Genomic DNA, 13909 nt, shown 5'->3' on the forward strand with positions numbered 1-13909 from the left:
CTTCATGCAACTCCGGGCACCCGGCGCGGCGACGCGGCCGGATTGCCTGAAGGCGATGGACGAAGGTCACCGGCCTCCAGCGCACTCAGCTCGCGGGCGATGGCCCGGCCCCACGCGCGGATGACCGGCCAGTCGCGGTTGTCGCCGTCGCGCACCCGCAGCGCGGCGACCATCGCGCGTTCCGGGAACCGAAGCAGGGACCGGTCGATCCGGCCGCCGAAGAGCCGGTGTTCCCTCGCTCCGCTGCGGGCGAGCACGTCGGTGACGTCCACCGGTTGTTCGCCGGGTTGGGTCGGCTCCCCCACCGGACCGCTGGAAAACAGCCATACCGGGATCCGCGCCAGCTCGTCCTGACGCGCCCGGACCAGTTCACGGGCAGGCTCGAGCCAGTGTCCGATGTAGACAGCGCTGCCGAGCACCGCCGCGTCGCAGCCGTCGAATGACGTGACCCCGCCCGCGTCGGCCACCACGATCTCCGCGGCCGTGCCCGCTTCCGCGAGTTCTCCGCGCAGGGAAGCAGCGATCTGCTCCGCGATTTCGCGGGTCGCCCCGTGCCGGGTCGCCACCGCGACAACGATTCTCATGACCTTTCGCCCTCCTTCGGGTTCAGCCGGCCACCGCGACCGGGCAGGACGCGTTCGTTCTCCTTGGCCGCCCGCTGGTCCGCGATGCGCGGGCACCGCCGCAGCGACGGGCGTTCTCCTCGGTCAGAGCCTTTTCCCTCTCGCCCATCGCGCACCTCCTCCGGCCGGGACCCGCTCGTGCCGAAGCCGACGCTAAGACGGCGTGACCCGTGGTCGCTGCGGGCGGACGTCCGCAGCGCCGGAGTCTTTGGTCCCGCCCGAGAGGCGCTGCCTCCCGCCCCTGTCCGGCGGGAGATTCGGGCCATGACCCCGGCGACTTCCCCGTCACCGGAATCCGCGTCGCAGGGCTCCCTCGACCAGGCCGCGCGAACGGACCGCGGGCTCGCCGGGCCCGGCCACGACGCGGGCAGCGTGAAATAAGCTCCTCCTCCTGCGCGAACTGCTGACATATCCGCCGATCCTGCTGATCTTCGGACTGCTCGCCGCTCAGGTCTCTGTCCACAACGGGCGGAGCCGGGGACCTTCGGCCCTTTTCCGGCGTCCGCCCGAAGCGCAGCCTTGAGACGGGCAGCCGGGCACCGCTGTCAGCCTGACTGTCGCGAACCGGCGGCCGGGCCGGCAACGGGAAGGCCGCGTTCCGGGCATAGGCGAACTCCGCCCGACGGAACCCGCCGGCGCCGAGAGACCCGCCGTGCCACGCGGTAGCAGAAACGAGAGTTGATGAGCGTCCAGCAAGTGACCACCGACTACGAATACCGCCTGCTCTGCGGAATGAGCGCCTATCTCGACGCGGTGAGCACCGCGGCCGATGTCGGCCCGGAGTCCTCCACGATCGATCTCGACTCGCCGATGTCGGCCTACCTCGCGCTCGACGGGCAGCTCGCCGTCCATCCCGGCCGCGACACGGCGCTGGTCTGGGACGAACGCCACGGCTGGTCGTTCACCATCGAAACCCATTCCGGCGAAGACCTGCTCGTGGTGGCCTACCTCGGCGGCGAACTGGTGCCGCCCCCTTCCCAGGTCCGGGAATTCGTCCGCTCGGTCCGCGCGCGGACCCGGCGCACGCCGCCGCCCGCGCCGCCGGATCTGAACCGCGGGCGGGCCGGCCTCATCGCCCGTCTTCGCGACTACCGGACTCCGCGCACTCTGTTCGGCCAGTGAGGAATCCCCCGTCGCGTACGGCGGTCAGCGTCGTGCGGGCGGTTCCTCCAGTGCTCGACCTCGCGGTGCGAGCTGGACGCCAGTAGCCGGATTCATGCTCCGGCGCCGGGTTTCGCGGTGGTCACGCTTCTCCGGGGCCATACCGATCGCGTCACAGGGCCACTCCTGCGCGCACATCCCGCACCCCTTGGAGAAAGCCAGGGCGCGACGGGCCGTTTCCAACCGCAGCCGTGCGGCGAAGCCGGACGCCGACCTGCTTCGCGGTCCGCGATACCCCCGGGGGCATACTCGATGCCCCCGGGGGTATCGTGAACGGCGAAGAAAGGAGCCGCCGTGAAGCTGAGCTTGTCCCGCACCTACCCAACCGCGGGTTTCGACGAAGTGCTGGCCGAGACCCGAACCGCCCTCGCCGGTGCCGGTTTCGGCGTGCTGACCGAGATCGACGTGCAGGCGACCATGCGCGAGAAGCTCGACGAGCGGATGGAGCGCTACACCATCCTGGGCGCGTGCAATCCGCCGCTCGCCCACCGCGCGCTGACCGCGACCCGCGAGATCGGATTGCTGTTGCCCTGCAACGTGGTAGTCCGCGAGAACGAACCCGAAGGCACGACCGTCGAGGCGATCAATCCCGCCGTCATGGCCGAGGTCGCACCCGAGGCGGGCGAGGTCGCCGCGGAAGCCGCCGAACGGCTCGGATCCGCACTCGACGCGCTCGACCGGGAGCTGGCATGACCGACGTGGTGCTCTACGGGGATCCGGTCTGCCCGTTCGCCTGGCTCGCGTACCGCTGGCTCGCCGGCACGGGCGCGGAATTCTCCATTCGGCCGATGAGCCTCGCTGTGCTCAACGAAGGAAACACGGTTCCGTAGGCGCACCGCCAGCGGGTCGAGGACTCGCTGCACGCGGGCCGGGTCCGCGCCGCGATCGAAGACCCGGCCGCGGCCGCCCGGTTCCACGTCGCGCTCGGCCGCCGCCTTCACGAGCAGCGGCAACCGTTGGACAGCGCGCTGCTCCGCACGGCCTTGCGCGACGCCGAATTGCCGGAAGACCTTGCCGACCAAGCGAATTCCGCCGACTCGGACCCGGCCGTGCACCGCGCGCACCAGGCGAGCCAGGACGCGCTCGGGGAGACCGGCGGCAGCCCGATCACCGAGATCGACGGCCGAGCCCTCTTCGGTCCGGTGCTCACCGAACTGCCCGCCCCGGCCGAAGGGCGTGCTTGTGCCGCACGTGCGGCAAAACCACCTGGGCCGGCTGCGGCCAGCATGTCACCCAAGTGAAAGCGGCTGTTCCCGCCGACCAGTGGTGCCCCGGGCATCCGGCCGAACCGCGGCCGCCGCGCTCGTAGCCGTGGCGCAAACGCCGCGCCTGAACGCATCCCCTCAACCCCACCGAACCGCCAGGGAGAGGACACCATGATCGGCGACCAGGACACCGTCACCCAGGTCCGCAACCGGCTCCGCCGCGCGCAGGGCCAGCTCGCCGGAGTCATCGCGATGATCGACGAAGGCCGAGACTGCAAGGATGTAGTCACCCAGCTCGCGGCGGTCTCGCGCGCTCTCGACCGGGCCGGATTCAAGATCATCGCCAGCGGCCTGCGCGAATGCGTCTCCACCGACAGTGAAGGCAACGAGACCGCTATGACCGAAGAACAGCTGGAGAAGCTCTTCCTCACGCTCGCCTGAACCGAAGACATCGACGGCGTCATCGGCCGAGGCGGATCGCCGAGACCAGGAAGAAAATCCCGCCCAGCACCGCATATCCGGCCACAGTCGCCAGCGACGGGTTCGGCGCGCCAGCGCTGAGAATGAAGTTCGCCCCGGCCAGCACCGAGATGCCGCCGCTGAGGATCATCGGCCACTGGCCGCCCATCCCCCGCCTGCCGATCGCCACGATCAGCTGGACAAGACCGGCGACGACGGCCCACGCGCCCCAAACGCGCAGCACCGCCGGGACGCCGGACGCGCTGGCGATCGCGAGGCCGATCCCCGCCAGCAGGCTGATCGCGATGTTCACGTACAACCCCGCGGCACGGGATGAGCGCGCGTCCACGACCGCGGCGGCGACGTCGAACAACGGATACGCGACGACCAGGACGACCCCGATCGGGCCGACGTGCGCCTTGGCCGTGAGGAACAGCAGCGCGGCCCAGACGACAGCGAAGGCGAATCGCACGAAGTACAGCCGACGCAACGCCGGAGCGGTTCCGGCGGGCGAGTCAACGATGGTCACGGTGATCCTTCCGAGAGCCGAGAGAGATAGAACGTTCGTTCTCCCTGAGCTTGTCGGCAGACCCCGGGCAGCGTCAACGCCAACCGGTCTTTCAGAAGTGTTACGGGCTCTCCGCAGAGCGGAGACGGAACCGCAGGATGCCCTCGGCGCCCTGGAGGAACGTGTCGCCTACCTGGGCCGCGTCCGTCAAACAGCCGGAGGCCATCGCACCGTCGCGCAGCATGACGAAATGCCGTGCCGCGGGTTCCGGCGGAGTCTGGCCGATCTGTGCGAGCAAGTCCGTGACCGTGCCGAGAAACCACTCGCGGTGCGCCAGGACCGCTTGGTGCACGGGATGTTCGGGGTCCGGATACTCCGCCGCCGCGTTCAGGAACGCGCAGCCGCGGAAATGCACCGACTGGATGCTCTCGGCGATCAACCCGGCGATGGCGCGCAGGCCGTCGGCCGCGGGCGGGTGGCCGACGAGGAGCTTCCCGATCCCGTCGCGTTCCATCTCGGAGACACCCTGCAGGTACGCGACGACGAGGTCTTCCTTGCCGGGAAAATGCCGGTACAGCGTGGCCCGGGTGACCTTGGCCTCCGCCACGATCCGGTCGATCCCCACCGAGTGGAGGCCTTCGGCGTAGAAGATCCGGGTGGCCGTCGCGAGCAGCCTCGACCGCGCTTCGGACACCCGGACCTTGTGCACCACAAGGGCAACGCTAGCAGAGACAACGGACCCGACCCGGGCCTCGGCGCGGTCCTTTGTCCTCTCCGGCGAGGACATTGCACCCTGCCGTTCCACGAAGGCGGGAAGAAGAATCAAAGGTGCGAGAGCTGCCAGCGGGCCACCCCGACGAATCGGCAGCGGCGCTCTCGCCCCGAGCGGTGGCGGCGGTACGGGGCTCTTTCCCTCGCCCCCGGCCCCTCCGCTGCCGCCGCTTGCTGCCGAGGACGCCGTCACGGCCTCCGTTTCGCTTGCGCCGCAGTCAACCGGTCCCTCAAGACCTGGGCGAAAGACTCGGGCGTACGGCTCTGCCCGCGCCGCTCCGGCGAGCGGCACCGTTGAAGCAGCAACCCGCTGCTTTCCTCTGGGGAGGAGGACGACATGACCCGCCGCACCCGAGACCCAGGGCCTGCCCGGCCAGGCGGATTCCCAGCCGGACTTCACGTACGCGCACACGGCGGTCAGTTCGAAGGCATGGCGGGGATTGTCGTCGACCGCTCCCCCGATCTGCGCCCTGGCTCGGTCTGGGTGGAATTCACGCCAGGCCAGGCACGGCTGGTGCCCGGATACCGGCTCGAGGTCGTCGAGGTCCCGGACTGCCAGGTCCTCGACCTCGGCGCCTAGGCCCGGCCGCGGAGGCAGAAGGTCACTTCGACCCGTGACGTCCGCCGGTGAACGATCCGCCTCGTTCGCCGAAGCGGGGTGGCGTACGGCCGGCACCAGGGTGGTGTCGCAGCGGGACAGTCCCGCCGAGCCGCGCCCGAAGGAGTGGCCCTGCCCGCTCGACCAGTGCTGGCCAACGACCGCGTTCCCGGGCACGGACCGCTGCTCGGGAACGCAGCGGCTGCTGACCAAGACGAGACCGTCGGCTCGACCCGGCAGGTGGCGGGCCGTCGATGCGGTCCGCCGGTCATCCACTGTCGAATTCCGCAGCGCGACCTAGCTCCTGAACCGCGCTACCCGGTCAGGTGGTCGCCGATCTGGGCGAAAACCGCTTCTAGCGGCGGCACCGGGACCGACGGCGACATCACGTGCGAGCCGTAGTGCGCGATCACCAGGTCCCGCCCCGGGCTGACCTGCAGCCGTTGCCCGTGGATGCCCCGCGCGCCGAACGTGCCGTGGCCGTCGTCCGGGACCCACCAGAAATTGTGGTACCCGATCGGCCGGGCGGCACCGGTCGGCAAGGCTCGCTGAGCGGGACCGGGCGGCACGTCGGTCAGGTCGGCGACGACGCGTTCCGGCACGATCTGCTGGTCACCGACCGCGCCGCCGCGACGCAGCATCTCCCCTACCCGGGCAAGGTCGCGAAGGGTGGCGCTGTAGCGACCGCAGGCGATCTCCGTTCGGGTGGAATCCAGGCAGTACGCGCCGTCCTCCTCCGCGCCCAGCCGGGACCAGACCCGTTCGCTCCACAGCTCGGCCAGGGTGCTTCCAGTGACTCGGCGAAGGGCTTCCGCGACGGCCTCGGTGTTGCCGTTGTCGTAGCGGAATTCGGTTCCCGGCGGCGCGACGGCCTGCGCGGTGGCGAGGTGTTCTTTGACGCTGGCGGGACCGGTGTAGCCCGCGGGCCGGGGCACGATGCCGACGGCGGCGAAATACCGTTGCGCTTCAAGGGTTTTGCAGAACGGCCGCCCGCCGTAGTTCATCACCGTGCCCATGTGCAGCAGGTGATGGATCGTGGCATCGCCGAACGCGGTGCCGCCGAGTTCGGGCGCGTAGTGGGCCAGCGGCTGGTCGGCGTCGAGCACGCCTTCGTCGATCAGGAGCGCGGCGAGCAGCCCGGTCCACGACTTCGCGACCGACGCCGACAGGTGGACGTCGTGCGGCCGCATGCCGTGGAAGTACCGCTCATACACGATCTTTCCCCGGTGTGCCACCAAGATCGCGTCGGTCTCCGCGCTGGCCAGGAACTCGGCCAGGGTGACCTCCGGCGCCCCGACCAGCAGGTCGTCGAGGTCGTGGTGGTCCTCGGGCAGGTCCCAGCGCGGGCCCGCGCCGCGCCACACCCGGCGGGTCGGGCCGGTTTCCCTGGCCCGGGTCATGCCGAGGCGGACGAACGCCGGGTCGACGTAGCCGCGGCTCCAGTAAGCATTGTCCACTGTGTACGGACTGGTCACGGTTTCTCCTTGGCTACGGCGAAGGCCGCGATGCGGCGGGCGTCGCGTTCCGGACGGACGAAGAACAGCGCGGCCAGCCCGCCCGCCATCATCAGGACTCCGGGAATCGCGAAGGCGGTGGCGAACCCGGCGGCGGGTCCGGCGGCGGCCTCGACGAGCCGACCGGTGACATACGGCGCGAGCAGCCCGGCAATGGTGACCAGCGCGACGCTGACCGACAGCACCGCGCCGCGCTGTGCGGGCGGGCTGATCTCGCTGTTGACCGTCTGGCCGTTGGCGAAGGTGACGCCGTGGAAGCTGAACGCCACGGCGATCAGGACGATCCGCAGCGCGGGCTGCGTCACGGTCGGCAGCAGCACCATCGCCAGCCCGGCCAAGATCAGCACACAGCCGCCGAGGACGCCGCGGGCGATCCGGCTGGGCACGCCGAGATGCAGCAGCCACTGGGTGATCGCGCCGTGCGTGAAGGTCAGGATCAACCCGGCCACCCAGGGAATCGTCGCGATCGCGGCGGCCTCGCCGGTGCTGTAGCCCAGCGCCGTTTCGAGGTAGGACGGCAGCCAGGCCACCATCACAGTGGAAGTCCAGTACGCGCCGAACGCGCCGGTGAACCCGCCGAGCCACGTTCCGGAGAGCAGGATCCTCCGGTACGGAACCCGGGTGGCCGGGACCGGCGCAGCACCGGCGGGAGCGTGGTCGACCGGACCGTCGCGGCCGATCACCAGCCACAACAGGCACCAGACACAGCCCACCAGGAACATGGCCAGGAACGCGGCCCGCCAGCCGAAGTGCACGATCACCACGGTGAGCAGGGGGGTCGCGATCGCCCCGCCCAGCGCGCCGCCGCCGACGATCAGCGCGCTGGGGATGTTGCGCTTGGCATTGGGAAACCAGCTGTAGGCGGCGTGCAACGCCATCGGCTGCGCTGGCCCTTCGGCAGCACCGAGCACGATCCGGCTCACTAGAAGCAGTCCGATTCCGCTCGCGGCGACTACGGAAACCTGTGTCACCGCCCAGACCAGCGCGAGCACCAGGAGGATCCACCTGGTCGAAATGCGGCTCGACGCGAGGCCGACCGCCAGCGCGCACACGCTGAACAGGAAGAAGAACGCGCTGGAGAGCAGGCCGTACTGCGACGGGCTCAGCCCGAACTCGTGCATGAGCGGCCGCGCGGCCAGCCCGAGGACGGCCTTGTCGCCGTAGTTGATCAGCATGAACAGCAGCAGCATGGCCACCACTGACCAACGGCGCAGCCAGCTGCTCCCCGCGACGCCGTCCGTCGGCGCGGCGGACCGCGGCCGAGTCCCGGCGGGCTTCACCGCTGCGTCCCGGACGGCTGGAGCAGGGCCTTGGCGATCCCGTTCTTCTGGATCTCCGACGACCCGGTCAGCACCCGGAACATCCGCAGGCGGCGGAACAGCCATTCCACCTCGGCCCCGCGCACCAACCCGGCCTTGCCGTGGATCTGCACCGCCTCGTCGGCGATGCGGAAGGCGTTCTCCGCCACGAAAAGCTTGCACATGAACGCCTCCGTAGCCGGTTTGCTCCCGGAGTCCAATTCGGACAGTGCGTCGTAGGTCATGGCGCGAGCCGCGTAGTACGCGGTGGCCATGTCGGCGATCTTGTGCTGGATCGACTGCAGCGCCGCCAGCGGACCGCCGAACACCTGGCGGGTGCGGGCGAACTCGATGGTGAGCTCCAGCGCGCGACGGGCGTGGCCGAGCACGGTGGGACAATGCAGCAGCCGGTTGGTGGTGACCCGGCCGAGCCCGATGCGCAGGCCGTCGCCGACCTCGCCGAGCAGCTGCTGCGAGCCGACGTAGCAGTCGTCGAGGATGATGTCGGACTCGATGTGCTGGCCGGACATCGGAACCTCGCCGTCAGCGACAGTGCAGCTCGGCGAGTCCAGATCGACCAGGAACGCCGAGTAGCTCTCCTCCTCCCCCGCCATCCGGGCGACCAGCACGGAGAAGTCGGCGATGGGACCAGCTGAGGAGAACACCTTGTGCCCGCTGATCCGCCAGCCGTCGCCGTCCGGGGTGGCCGTGGTGCGCATGGCCCGCACGTCCGAACCGGCATTGGTTTCGGTGAGCGAGAAGCAGCACGCGCGCTCCCCGCGGACCACCGGCAGCAGGTACCGCTCGCGCTGGTCTTCGGTGGCCGTCGTGAAGATCGCGCCCGCGCGCAGCGGGCCGCCGAAGTCGCCGAGCACGCAGTGGTAGAGGATCCGGCCGGACGCGCCGACTTCCTCCTTGAGCGCGGCCAGTTCGGTGTAGGTCAGGTCGAGTCCGCCGTACTCGCTGGGCAGGTGGACGCCGTAGAAACCCAGCGCCCGGCAGCGTTTCCACACCGGTTCCACCATCGACCGGGTCAGCGGCGTCTCCGGGGTCAGCCCGAGAGCAGCCTCGTAGTCAGCGAGTTCGCCGGACAGGTATTCGCGCAGCCGGCCGACCAGCTCCGCCAGCCGCGGGTTGTCGTCGTAAGCCGGGGTGAGAGTGAAGGACATGCCGGGCCTCCTCAGTGGACTTTCCGGGCTTCGCCCGCCCAATACCGGTCCCGCACCGCGCGCCGGTCGATCTTGCCGTTGCGGTTCACCGGGAGTTCGTCGGCGAAATCCACCGAGCGGGGTTTCTTGATGCGCGCCAACCGTTCCGCGCAGAATTCGATCAGCTCCTCGGCGGTGACCTCGGCCCGGCGGACGACGACCGCCTTCACCGCTTCGCCCCACTGCTCGTCGGGCACGCCCACCACGCACGCCTCGGAAACGGCGGGATGCTCGTAGAGCACGGATTCCACTTCGGTGCAGAAGATGTTGTAGCCGCCGGAGATGATCATGTCCTTCTTGCGGTCCACAATGAACAGATAGCCGTCGGCGCGCAGGTAGCCGATGTCGCCGGTGTACACCCAGCCGTCGCGGAACGTCTCCGCGGACAGGTCCGGCTCGTGCCAGTACTCGGTCACGCAGTCCGGGCCGCGCACCACCACCTCGCCGAGTTCCCCGGCAGGCACCGGCCGTCCTTCGTCGTCGACCACCCGGACTTCGGAGTCGAACAACGGCCGCCCGGCCGAGGACAGCAGCTCCGGGTCCTCCTCGATCCCGCGCACGACGTCCTGGCAGGTCAGCACCGTGACCCCGCTGGTGGTCTCGCCCTGGCCGTAACCCTGCATCACGACCGGACCGAACACCGCCACCGCGTCGCGCAACCGCTGCGGCGACACCGGCGCGCCGCCCACCCGCAGACAGCGCAGCGAGGACAGGTCAGCGGTGTGGACGGCGGGATGGGACAGCACCATGTTCAGCATCACCGGCACCAGGAACGTCGAGGTGATCCGTTCCTTCTCGACCGCCTCGAGAAACTCCACCGCACCGAACCGCGGCAGCACCACCGCCGTCGCACCTCGCGAAAACGCTGCCAGCAAACCCATTCCGGTGGCGTGCGTGATCGGTCCCGCCGCGAGATACCGCTCCGAGGCGGACGGCGCGCCTTCCGGGCTCATCAGCCGCTTGCGCATGTTCGCCAGCCGGTTTCCGTTCGTCTGCACCGCGGCCTTGAGCTTCCCGGTGGATCCCGAAGTGAAGTGCAGGACCGCCGGATCGTCCGCGCCCACCTCGATCGCGACCGGCTCCGGCGAACCCGCGGCCAGCACGTCGGCGTAAGACCGGGCGTCCGGCGTGCGGCCGTCGTAATCGATCAGCGAACACGACGTCCCGGCGGCCGCCTTCTGCGCCGTCTCGGCATGCTCGGCGTCGACCAGCAGCACCCGCACGTCCGCGTCGGCCAGGATGTGCTCGACCTCGCCCGCCGACAGCCGCGCGCTGATCGGCACGCGCAGGAAACCGCCCTTGTAGCAAGCGATCTCGGTCTCGACGAGCTCCGCGCTGTTGCCGGAGAAGGTGGCCACCGCCTGCCCGCGCTCGACGCCGGACGCGAGCAGCGCGGACGCCAGCTGGTTCGTCCGCTCCTCCAGTTCGCGGTAGGACCACCGCCGCTCGCCGCACACCAGCGCCTGCTGATCGGGCCAGAACGTGCTGGCGCGGGTGACATAGCTGCCCAGGTTCACGGCGACTCCCTGTTTTCCGTCAGATTGACCAATGCTGAACACTGTGTCTATTAACGGTCGCGGTGTCAACAGTTCGCTACACTCGGGCCGGCAACGACCGAAGGGGGGCCCAGTGCCGACCACTGACCGACGGACCCGCCGCACCCGCGGCCTGCTCCGCGACGCGCTGGTGTCGCTGGTGCTCGAACGCGGATACGCCAACGTGACGGTGGAGGACATCACCGAACGGGCCGACCTGGGCCGCGCGACGTTCTACAGCCACTACCCGGACAAGGACGCGCTGCTGCGGCACGTGGTCACCGAACTCCAGGAAGAACTGGACGAACAGCTGCGCCCGCTGGTCCCGGCGTCCTCAGTGGGCTTCACCGGCAAACCGGCACTCGAGTTGTTCCGGCACGCCCGCGAAAACCGCGATCTCTACCTGCTCATCCTGCGCGGCGAGGGCGACGGCCGGGCGCTGCGGCAGTTCACCGACGCGCGCATCGACGCGGTGTGCTCGGTGTTCAAGTCCCGCGCCGACCACCACGACGTCAAACCGCGCATCGACCTCGGCGTGCTGGCGAGGGCGTGGGTCGGGGAACAACTCGCCGTGCTGCGGTGGTGGCTGGAAACGGAACCCGCGCCGATGTCGGCCGAAGAGGCTACGGGGATGCTGCAGAACCTTTCGCTGCGCGGCCGGTACTGGGCCAATGGTTTCGAAGGCGACCCGCCCGATCCCGCGCCGACCGGAGCCGACGCACCGCAGTCCTGACGTTTATCCGGCGATCGTGGCCCACCGCCGGGTAAGCCGCCGGCAAGCTTCGACGAGTTCCGGCGGGCGGACGTCGGTCATTTCGGCGTCGAAAGTGGCCAGAATGCCCGCGATCCCGGCCCACGACCAAGCGCCGAGCGTGAGCCGTGAATGCTTGGCGTCGAGGTGTTCCACGACTGACCCGCCCGGTGCCCAGCGAGCGACGACGTCCGCCGGAAGGTTGAGCCGGGCCGAGCCCGTGCACGGCCACTCCGCGGGAGTGTCGCCGCGATCGTGGGTGCTCATCACGAACTGGGCCAGGTCCTCGGCCGGAAGCTCACGCGCGGAGAACTGCCGGGTGGTCGGCCGGGGGTGCAGCCGGTCGACCCGATGCACTCGCCATTGGCTTTCGGTGCGGTCGTAAGCGACCAGGTACCACCTCGCCGCCCAGACGACCAGATGATGCGGCTCGATCCGGTGCGCGGGCTGGAAGTCGGCGTCGCCGGGATCCGGGCGCGTGCCGTCCGGGCGGAGGGTTTCGGCGAGGAGCACCCGGCGCTGCCGGACCGCGGTTCCGACGGCGGTCAGGGCAGCCGGATCGATGGGCGGTCCGGGGAATTCCCAGTAGTTCCGCAGCCGGGTCAGACGCAGGGATTCCATGGACGCCCGCAGCGCGGCAGGCATCACCTGGTGCAGCGTCGCCAAGGCGCGCGAAGCGTCGTCGCCGAGGCCGAACATCGTGCTCGGTGCGGTTTGCAACGCCACCGCGACCGCGAGGGCCTGGTCATGGTCGAACAGCAACGGCGGCGACGTGTTTCCGGCCCCGAGACGGTAGCCGCCGTCGGGTCCGTGCACGGTCGCGATCGAGTAATCGAGCCCGCGCAGGGTTTCGATGTCGCGGCGGACGGTGCGCTCGCTGGCCTCGAGCCGAGCGGCGAGTTCGCGCAGCGGCCACACCCGCCCGGAACCCAGCAGAGACAGCAGCCGCAGCGCCCGGTGCGAGGTGTTCGCCATCGTCCCATTCTGTACTGGCCACTCGGTGTCCACTACCCAGGGCAGGGTGGGTTCCGTTCCAGCAAGAGCGGAAGGACTGCCAGGCATGCGGGTAGTTGTGGTCGGCGGAGGAATCGGCGGGCTCGCGCTCGGCGCGGGGTTGCGCGGCAAGGGATTCGAGGTGACGGTGTTCGATCGGGACACCGACGTGACCGCGACCGGCGGCTACCACCTCACCTTGGACGACCGGGCGCAGGCGGCGCTGTCAGAACTGGTGGAACCGAAGATCATGCAGCGACTACTGGCCTCGGCTTCAGCGCTCCGGCTCCGCGAGCGCGACGCGTTCTGGGACCGCCGCGGCCGGCTTCTCGGACACGGCCCGGACCTGAGCAACAGCGGCAGCGTGGACGTCGACCGGATCACCCTGCGCACCCTGCTGGCCGAAGCAGTCGGCGACGATCTGCGCTTAGGCCGCACTGTCTCCGGCGTCAGCCACGACGGACCGCAGGTGCTTTTCGCCGACGCCGCACCGGTTGCGGCCGACCTCGTGGTGGGCGCGGACGGTGCCCACTCGGTGGTCGCCCGGCACCTGGCAGGCGGTCCGACGAACCGTCCGGCAGGCATCATCGGATTCTCCGGCCGCACTCTCCGCCGAGACCTCAGCGAGGCCGAGCAACAACGGCTGCGGTCTCGCTCCGGCACCGCGATCGCCCCGCACGGAGCCGCGCTGTACATCGGTTTCCTCGACCCGGTCGGCAACGCCGCGCTCGACGCCCCGGAATCGCGGATGTCCGTCACCACCGGCCCCACCTACATCTGGGGCGCGATGCTCCCCGAACCCGCCGACGCTCTCCGCACCCTGCGCGGCCGCGACCTGCAGACCGCGCTCCTGGCCACCTTCCGCGAGCGGCGCTGGGCCGAGCCCACCCTGGAGGTCATCGCCAAGGCCGACCCGGACAGCGTCGCCGCCTTCCGCTTCAGCGCCGCCTCCACCCGCGCGGCCGACCTCGCCCCCTGGCCCGCAGGCCGGATCACCGCCCTCGGTGATGCCGTCCACGCCACCCCGCCCACCGCCGGAATGGGCGCAGGCGCGGCGATTCGCGACGCCGCCAGCCTGGTCCGGCACCTCAGCGAAGCCGACGTCACCACTGCCGTCGGCCGGTTCGAAGCCGAAATGCGGCAGCGCGGCAGCGAGGTCCTGACCTTGGCGATGAAGACCGTCCGGTGGATCCTCGCCACTGACACCGCACTGGGCGCGGCAGCGACCGCTTTGGGAACCCCGCTCCTGGCTGCGGCCACTCGCCTGCGCCGCTGACGAGACCCG

The 13909-nt window shown here is 70.2% G+C and carries 16 protein-coding genes; 8 read left to right on the forward strand and 8 right to left on the reverse strand.

Going from position 1 to position 13909, the window contains the following annotated elements:
• Positions 1-2: 2 nt before the first annotated feature.
• Complete coding sequence (locus tag ACZ7SW_RS07830; protein ID WP_470229620.1) at positions 3-584, reverse strand: flavodoxin domain-containing protein; 582 nt, start codon at positions 582-584, stop codon at positions 3-5.
• A gap of 720 nt (positions 585-1304) precedes the next feature.
• On the opposite strand from ACZ7SW_RS07830, the gene ACZ7SW_RS07835 reads away from it, so the two are divergent.
• From ACZ7SW_RS07835 to ACZ7SW_RS07855, 5 genes are all read left to right on the forward strand, one after another.
• Positions 1305-1745 carry a DUF6292 family protein gene (locus ACZ7SW_RS07835; protein ID WP_470229621.1) on the forward strand — a complete coding sequence of 147 codons (441 nt, stop codon included), beginning with the start codon at positions 1305-1307 and terminating at the stop codon, positions 1743-1745.
• A gap of 333 nt (positions 1746-2078) precedes the next feature.
• Positions 2079-2477: a DUF302 domain-containing protein gene (locus ACZ7SW_RS07840; RefSeq protein ID WP_470229622.1), complete on the forward strand. Its 399-nt coding sequence runs from the start codon at positions 2079-2081 to the stop codon at positions 2475-2477.
• Complete coding sequence (locus ACZ7SW_RS07845; protein ID WP_470229623.1) at positions 2474-2614, forward strand: hypothetical protein; 141 nt, start codon at positions 2474-2476, stop codon at positions 2612-2614. The genes ACZ7SW_RS07840 and ACZ7SW_RS07845 overlap by 4 nt, the downstream gene beginning before the upstream one ends.
• 54 nt (positions 2615-2668) lie before the next feature.
• Positions 2669-3025, forward strand: coding sequence for a mycothiol-dependent nitroreductase Rv2466c family protein (locus ACZ7SW_RS07850; RefSeq protein WP_470229924.1), 357 nt, complete (start codon positions 2669-2671; stop codon positions 3023-3025).
• 135 nt (positions 3026-3160) lie between these two features.
• Positions 3161-3430, forward strand: a complete 270-nt coding sequence (locus tag ACZ7SW_RS07855; protein ID WP_470229624.1) for a metal-sensitive transcriptional regulator — start codon at positions 3161-3163, stop codon at positions 3428-3430.
• Positions 3431-3449: 19 nt separating this feature from the next.
• On the opposite strand, the gene ACZ7SW_RS07860 is transcribed toward ACZ7SW_RS07855, so the two are convergent.
• Positions 3450-3977: a hypothetical protein gene (locus ACZ7SW_RS07860; RefSeq protein ID WP_470229625.1), complete on the reverse strand. Its 528-nt coding sequence runs from the start codon at positions 3975-3977 to the stop codon at positions 3450-3452.
• Positions 3978-4077: 100 nt separating this feature from the next.
• Positions 4078-4650 carry a TetR/AcrR family transcriptional regulator gene (locus ACZ7SW_RS07865; RefSeq protein ID WP_470229925.1) on the reverse strand — a complete coding sequence of 191 codons (573 nt, stop codon included), beginning with the start codon at positions 4648-4650 and terminating at the stop codon, positions 4078-4080.
• Between the two features lie 414 nt (positions 4651-5064).
• Between ACZ7SW_RS07865 and ACZ7SW_RS07870 the strand changes: the two genes are divergently transcribed.
• Positions 5065-5307, forward strand: coding sequence for a hypothetical protein (locus ACZ7SW_RS07870; RefSeq protein WP_470229626.1), 243 nt, complete (start codon positions 5065-5067; stop codon positions 5305-5307).
• Between the two features lie 332 nt (positions 5308-5639).
• On the opposite strand, the gene ACZ7SW_RS07875 is transcribed toward ACZ7SW_RS07870, so the two are convergent.
• The 4 genes from ACZ7SW_RS07875 to ACZ7SW_RS07890 are packed head-to-tail and all read right to left on the reverse strand — an operon-like array spanning position 5640 to position 10862.
• Positions 5640-6800 carry a serine hydrolase domain-containing protein gene (locus ACZ7SW_RS07875; RefSeq protein ID WP_470229627.1) on the reverse strand — a complete coding sequence of 387 codons (1161 nt, stop codon included), beginning with the start codon at positions 6798-6800 and terminating at the stop codon, positions 5640-5642.
• Positions 6797-8119 (reverse strand): MFS transporter, encoded by a 1323-nt coding sequence (locus ACZ7SW_RS07880; RefSeq protein WP_470229628.1) that lies wholly within the window; start codon positions 8117-8119, stop codon positions 6797-6799. The genes ACZ7SW_RS07875 and ACZ7SW_RS07880 overlap by 4 nt, the downstream gene beginning before the upstream one ends.
• The gene (locus ACZ7SW_RS07885) at positions 8116-9306 is read right to left on the reverse strand and encodes an acyl-CoA dehydrogenase family protein (protein WP_470229629.1); all 1191 of its coding nucleotides are present in this window, start codon (positions 9304-9306) and stop codon (positions 8116-8118) included. Before ACZ7SW_RS07885 ends, ACZ7SW_RS07880 begins: the two co-directional genes overlap by 4 nt.
• 11 nt (positions 9307-9317) lie before the next feature.
• Positions 9318-10862 carry an acyl-CoA synthetase gene (locus tag ACZ7SW_RS07890; RefSeq protein WP_470229630.1) on the reverse strand — a complete coding sequence of 515 codons (1545 nt, stop codon included), beginning with the start codon at positions 10860-10862 and terminating at the stop codon, positions 9318-9320.
• A 112-nt stretch (positions 10863-10974) separates the two neighbouring features.
• On the opposite strand from ACZ7SW_RS07890, the gene ACZ7SW_RS07895 reads away from it, so the two are divergent.
• Entirely contained in the window at positions 10975-11613 is a 639-nt protein-coding gene (locus ACZ7SW_RS07895; protein ID WP_470229631.1) for a TetR/AcrR family transcriptional regulator, read from the forward strand.
• Positions 11614-11616: 3 nt separating this feature from the next.
• On the opposite strand, the gene ACZ7SW_RS07900 is transcribed toward ACZ7SW_RS07895, so the two are convergent.
• Entirely contained in the window at positions 11617-12606 is a 990-nt protein-coding gene (locus tag ACZ7SW_RS07900) for a helix-turn-helix transcriptional regulator (RefSeq protein WP_470229632.1), read from the reverse strand.
• Positions 12607-12691: 85 nt separating this feature from the next.
• Here ACZ7SW_RS07900 and ACZ7SW_RS07905 point away from each other — a divergent pair, with 85 nt between their 5' ends.
• On the forward strand, positions 12692-13900 hold the full coding sequence (locus ACZ7SW_RS07905) for an FAD-dependent oxidoreductase (protein ID WP_470229633.1): 1209 nt from the start codon (positions 12692-12694) through the stop codon (positions 13898-13900).
• The last annotated feature ends 9 nt before the right edge of the window (positions 13901-13909 follow it).

This window comes from Amycolatopsis sp. NPDC114484 (assembly GCF_055633755.1).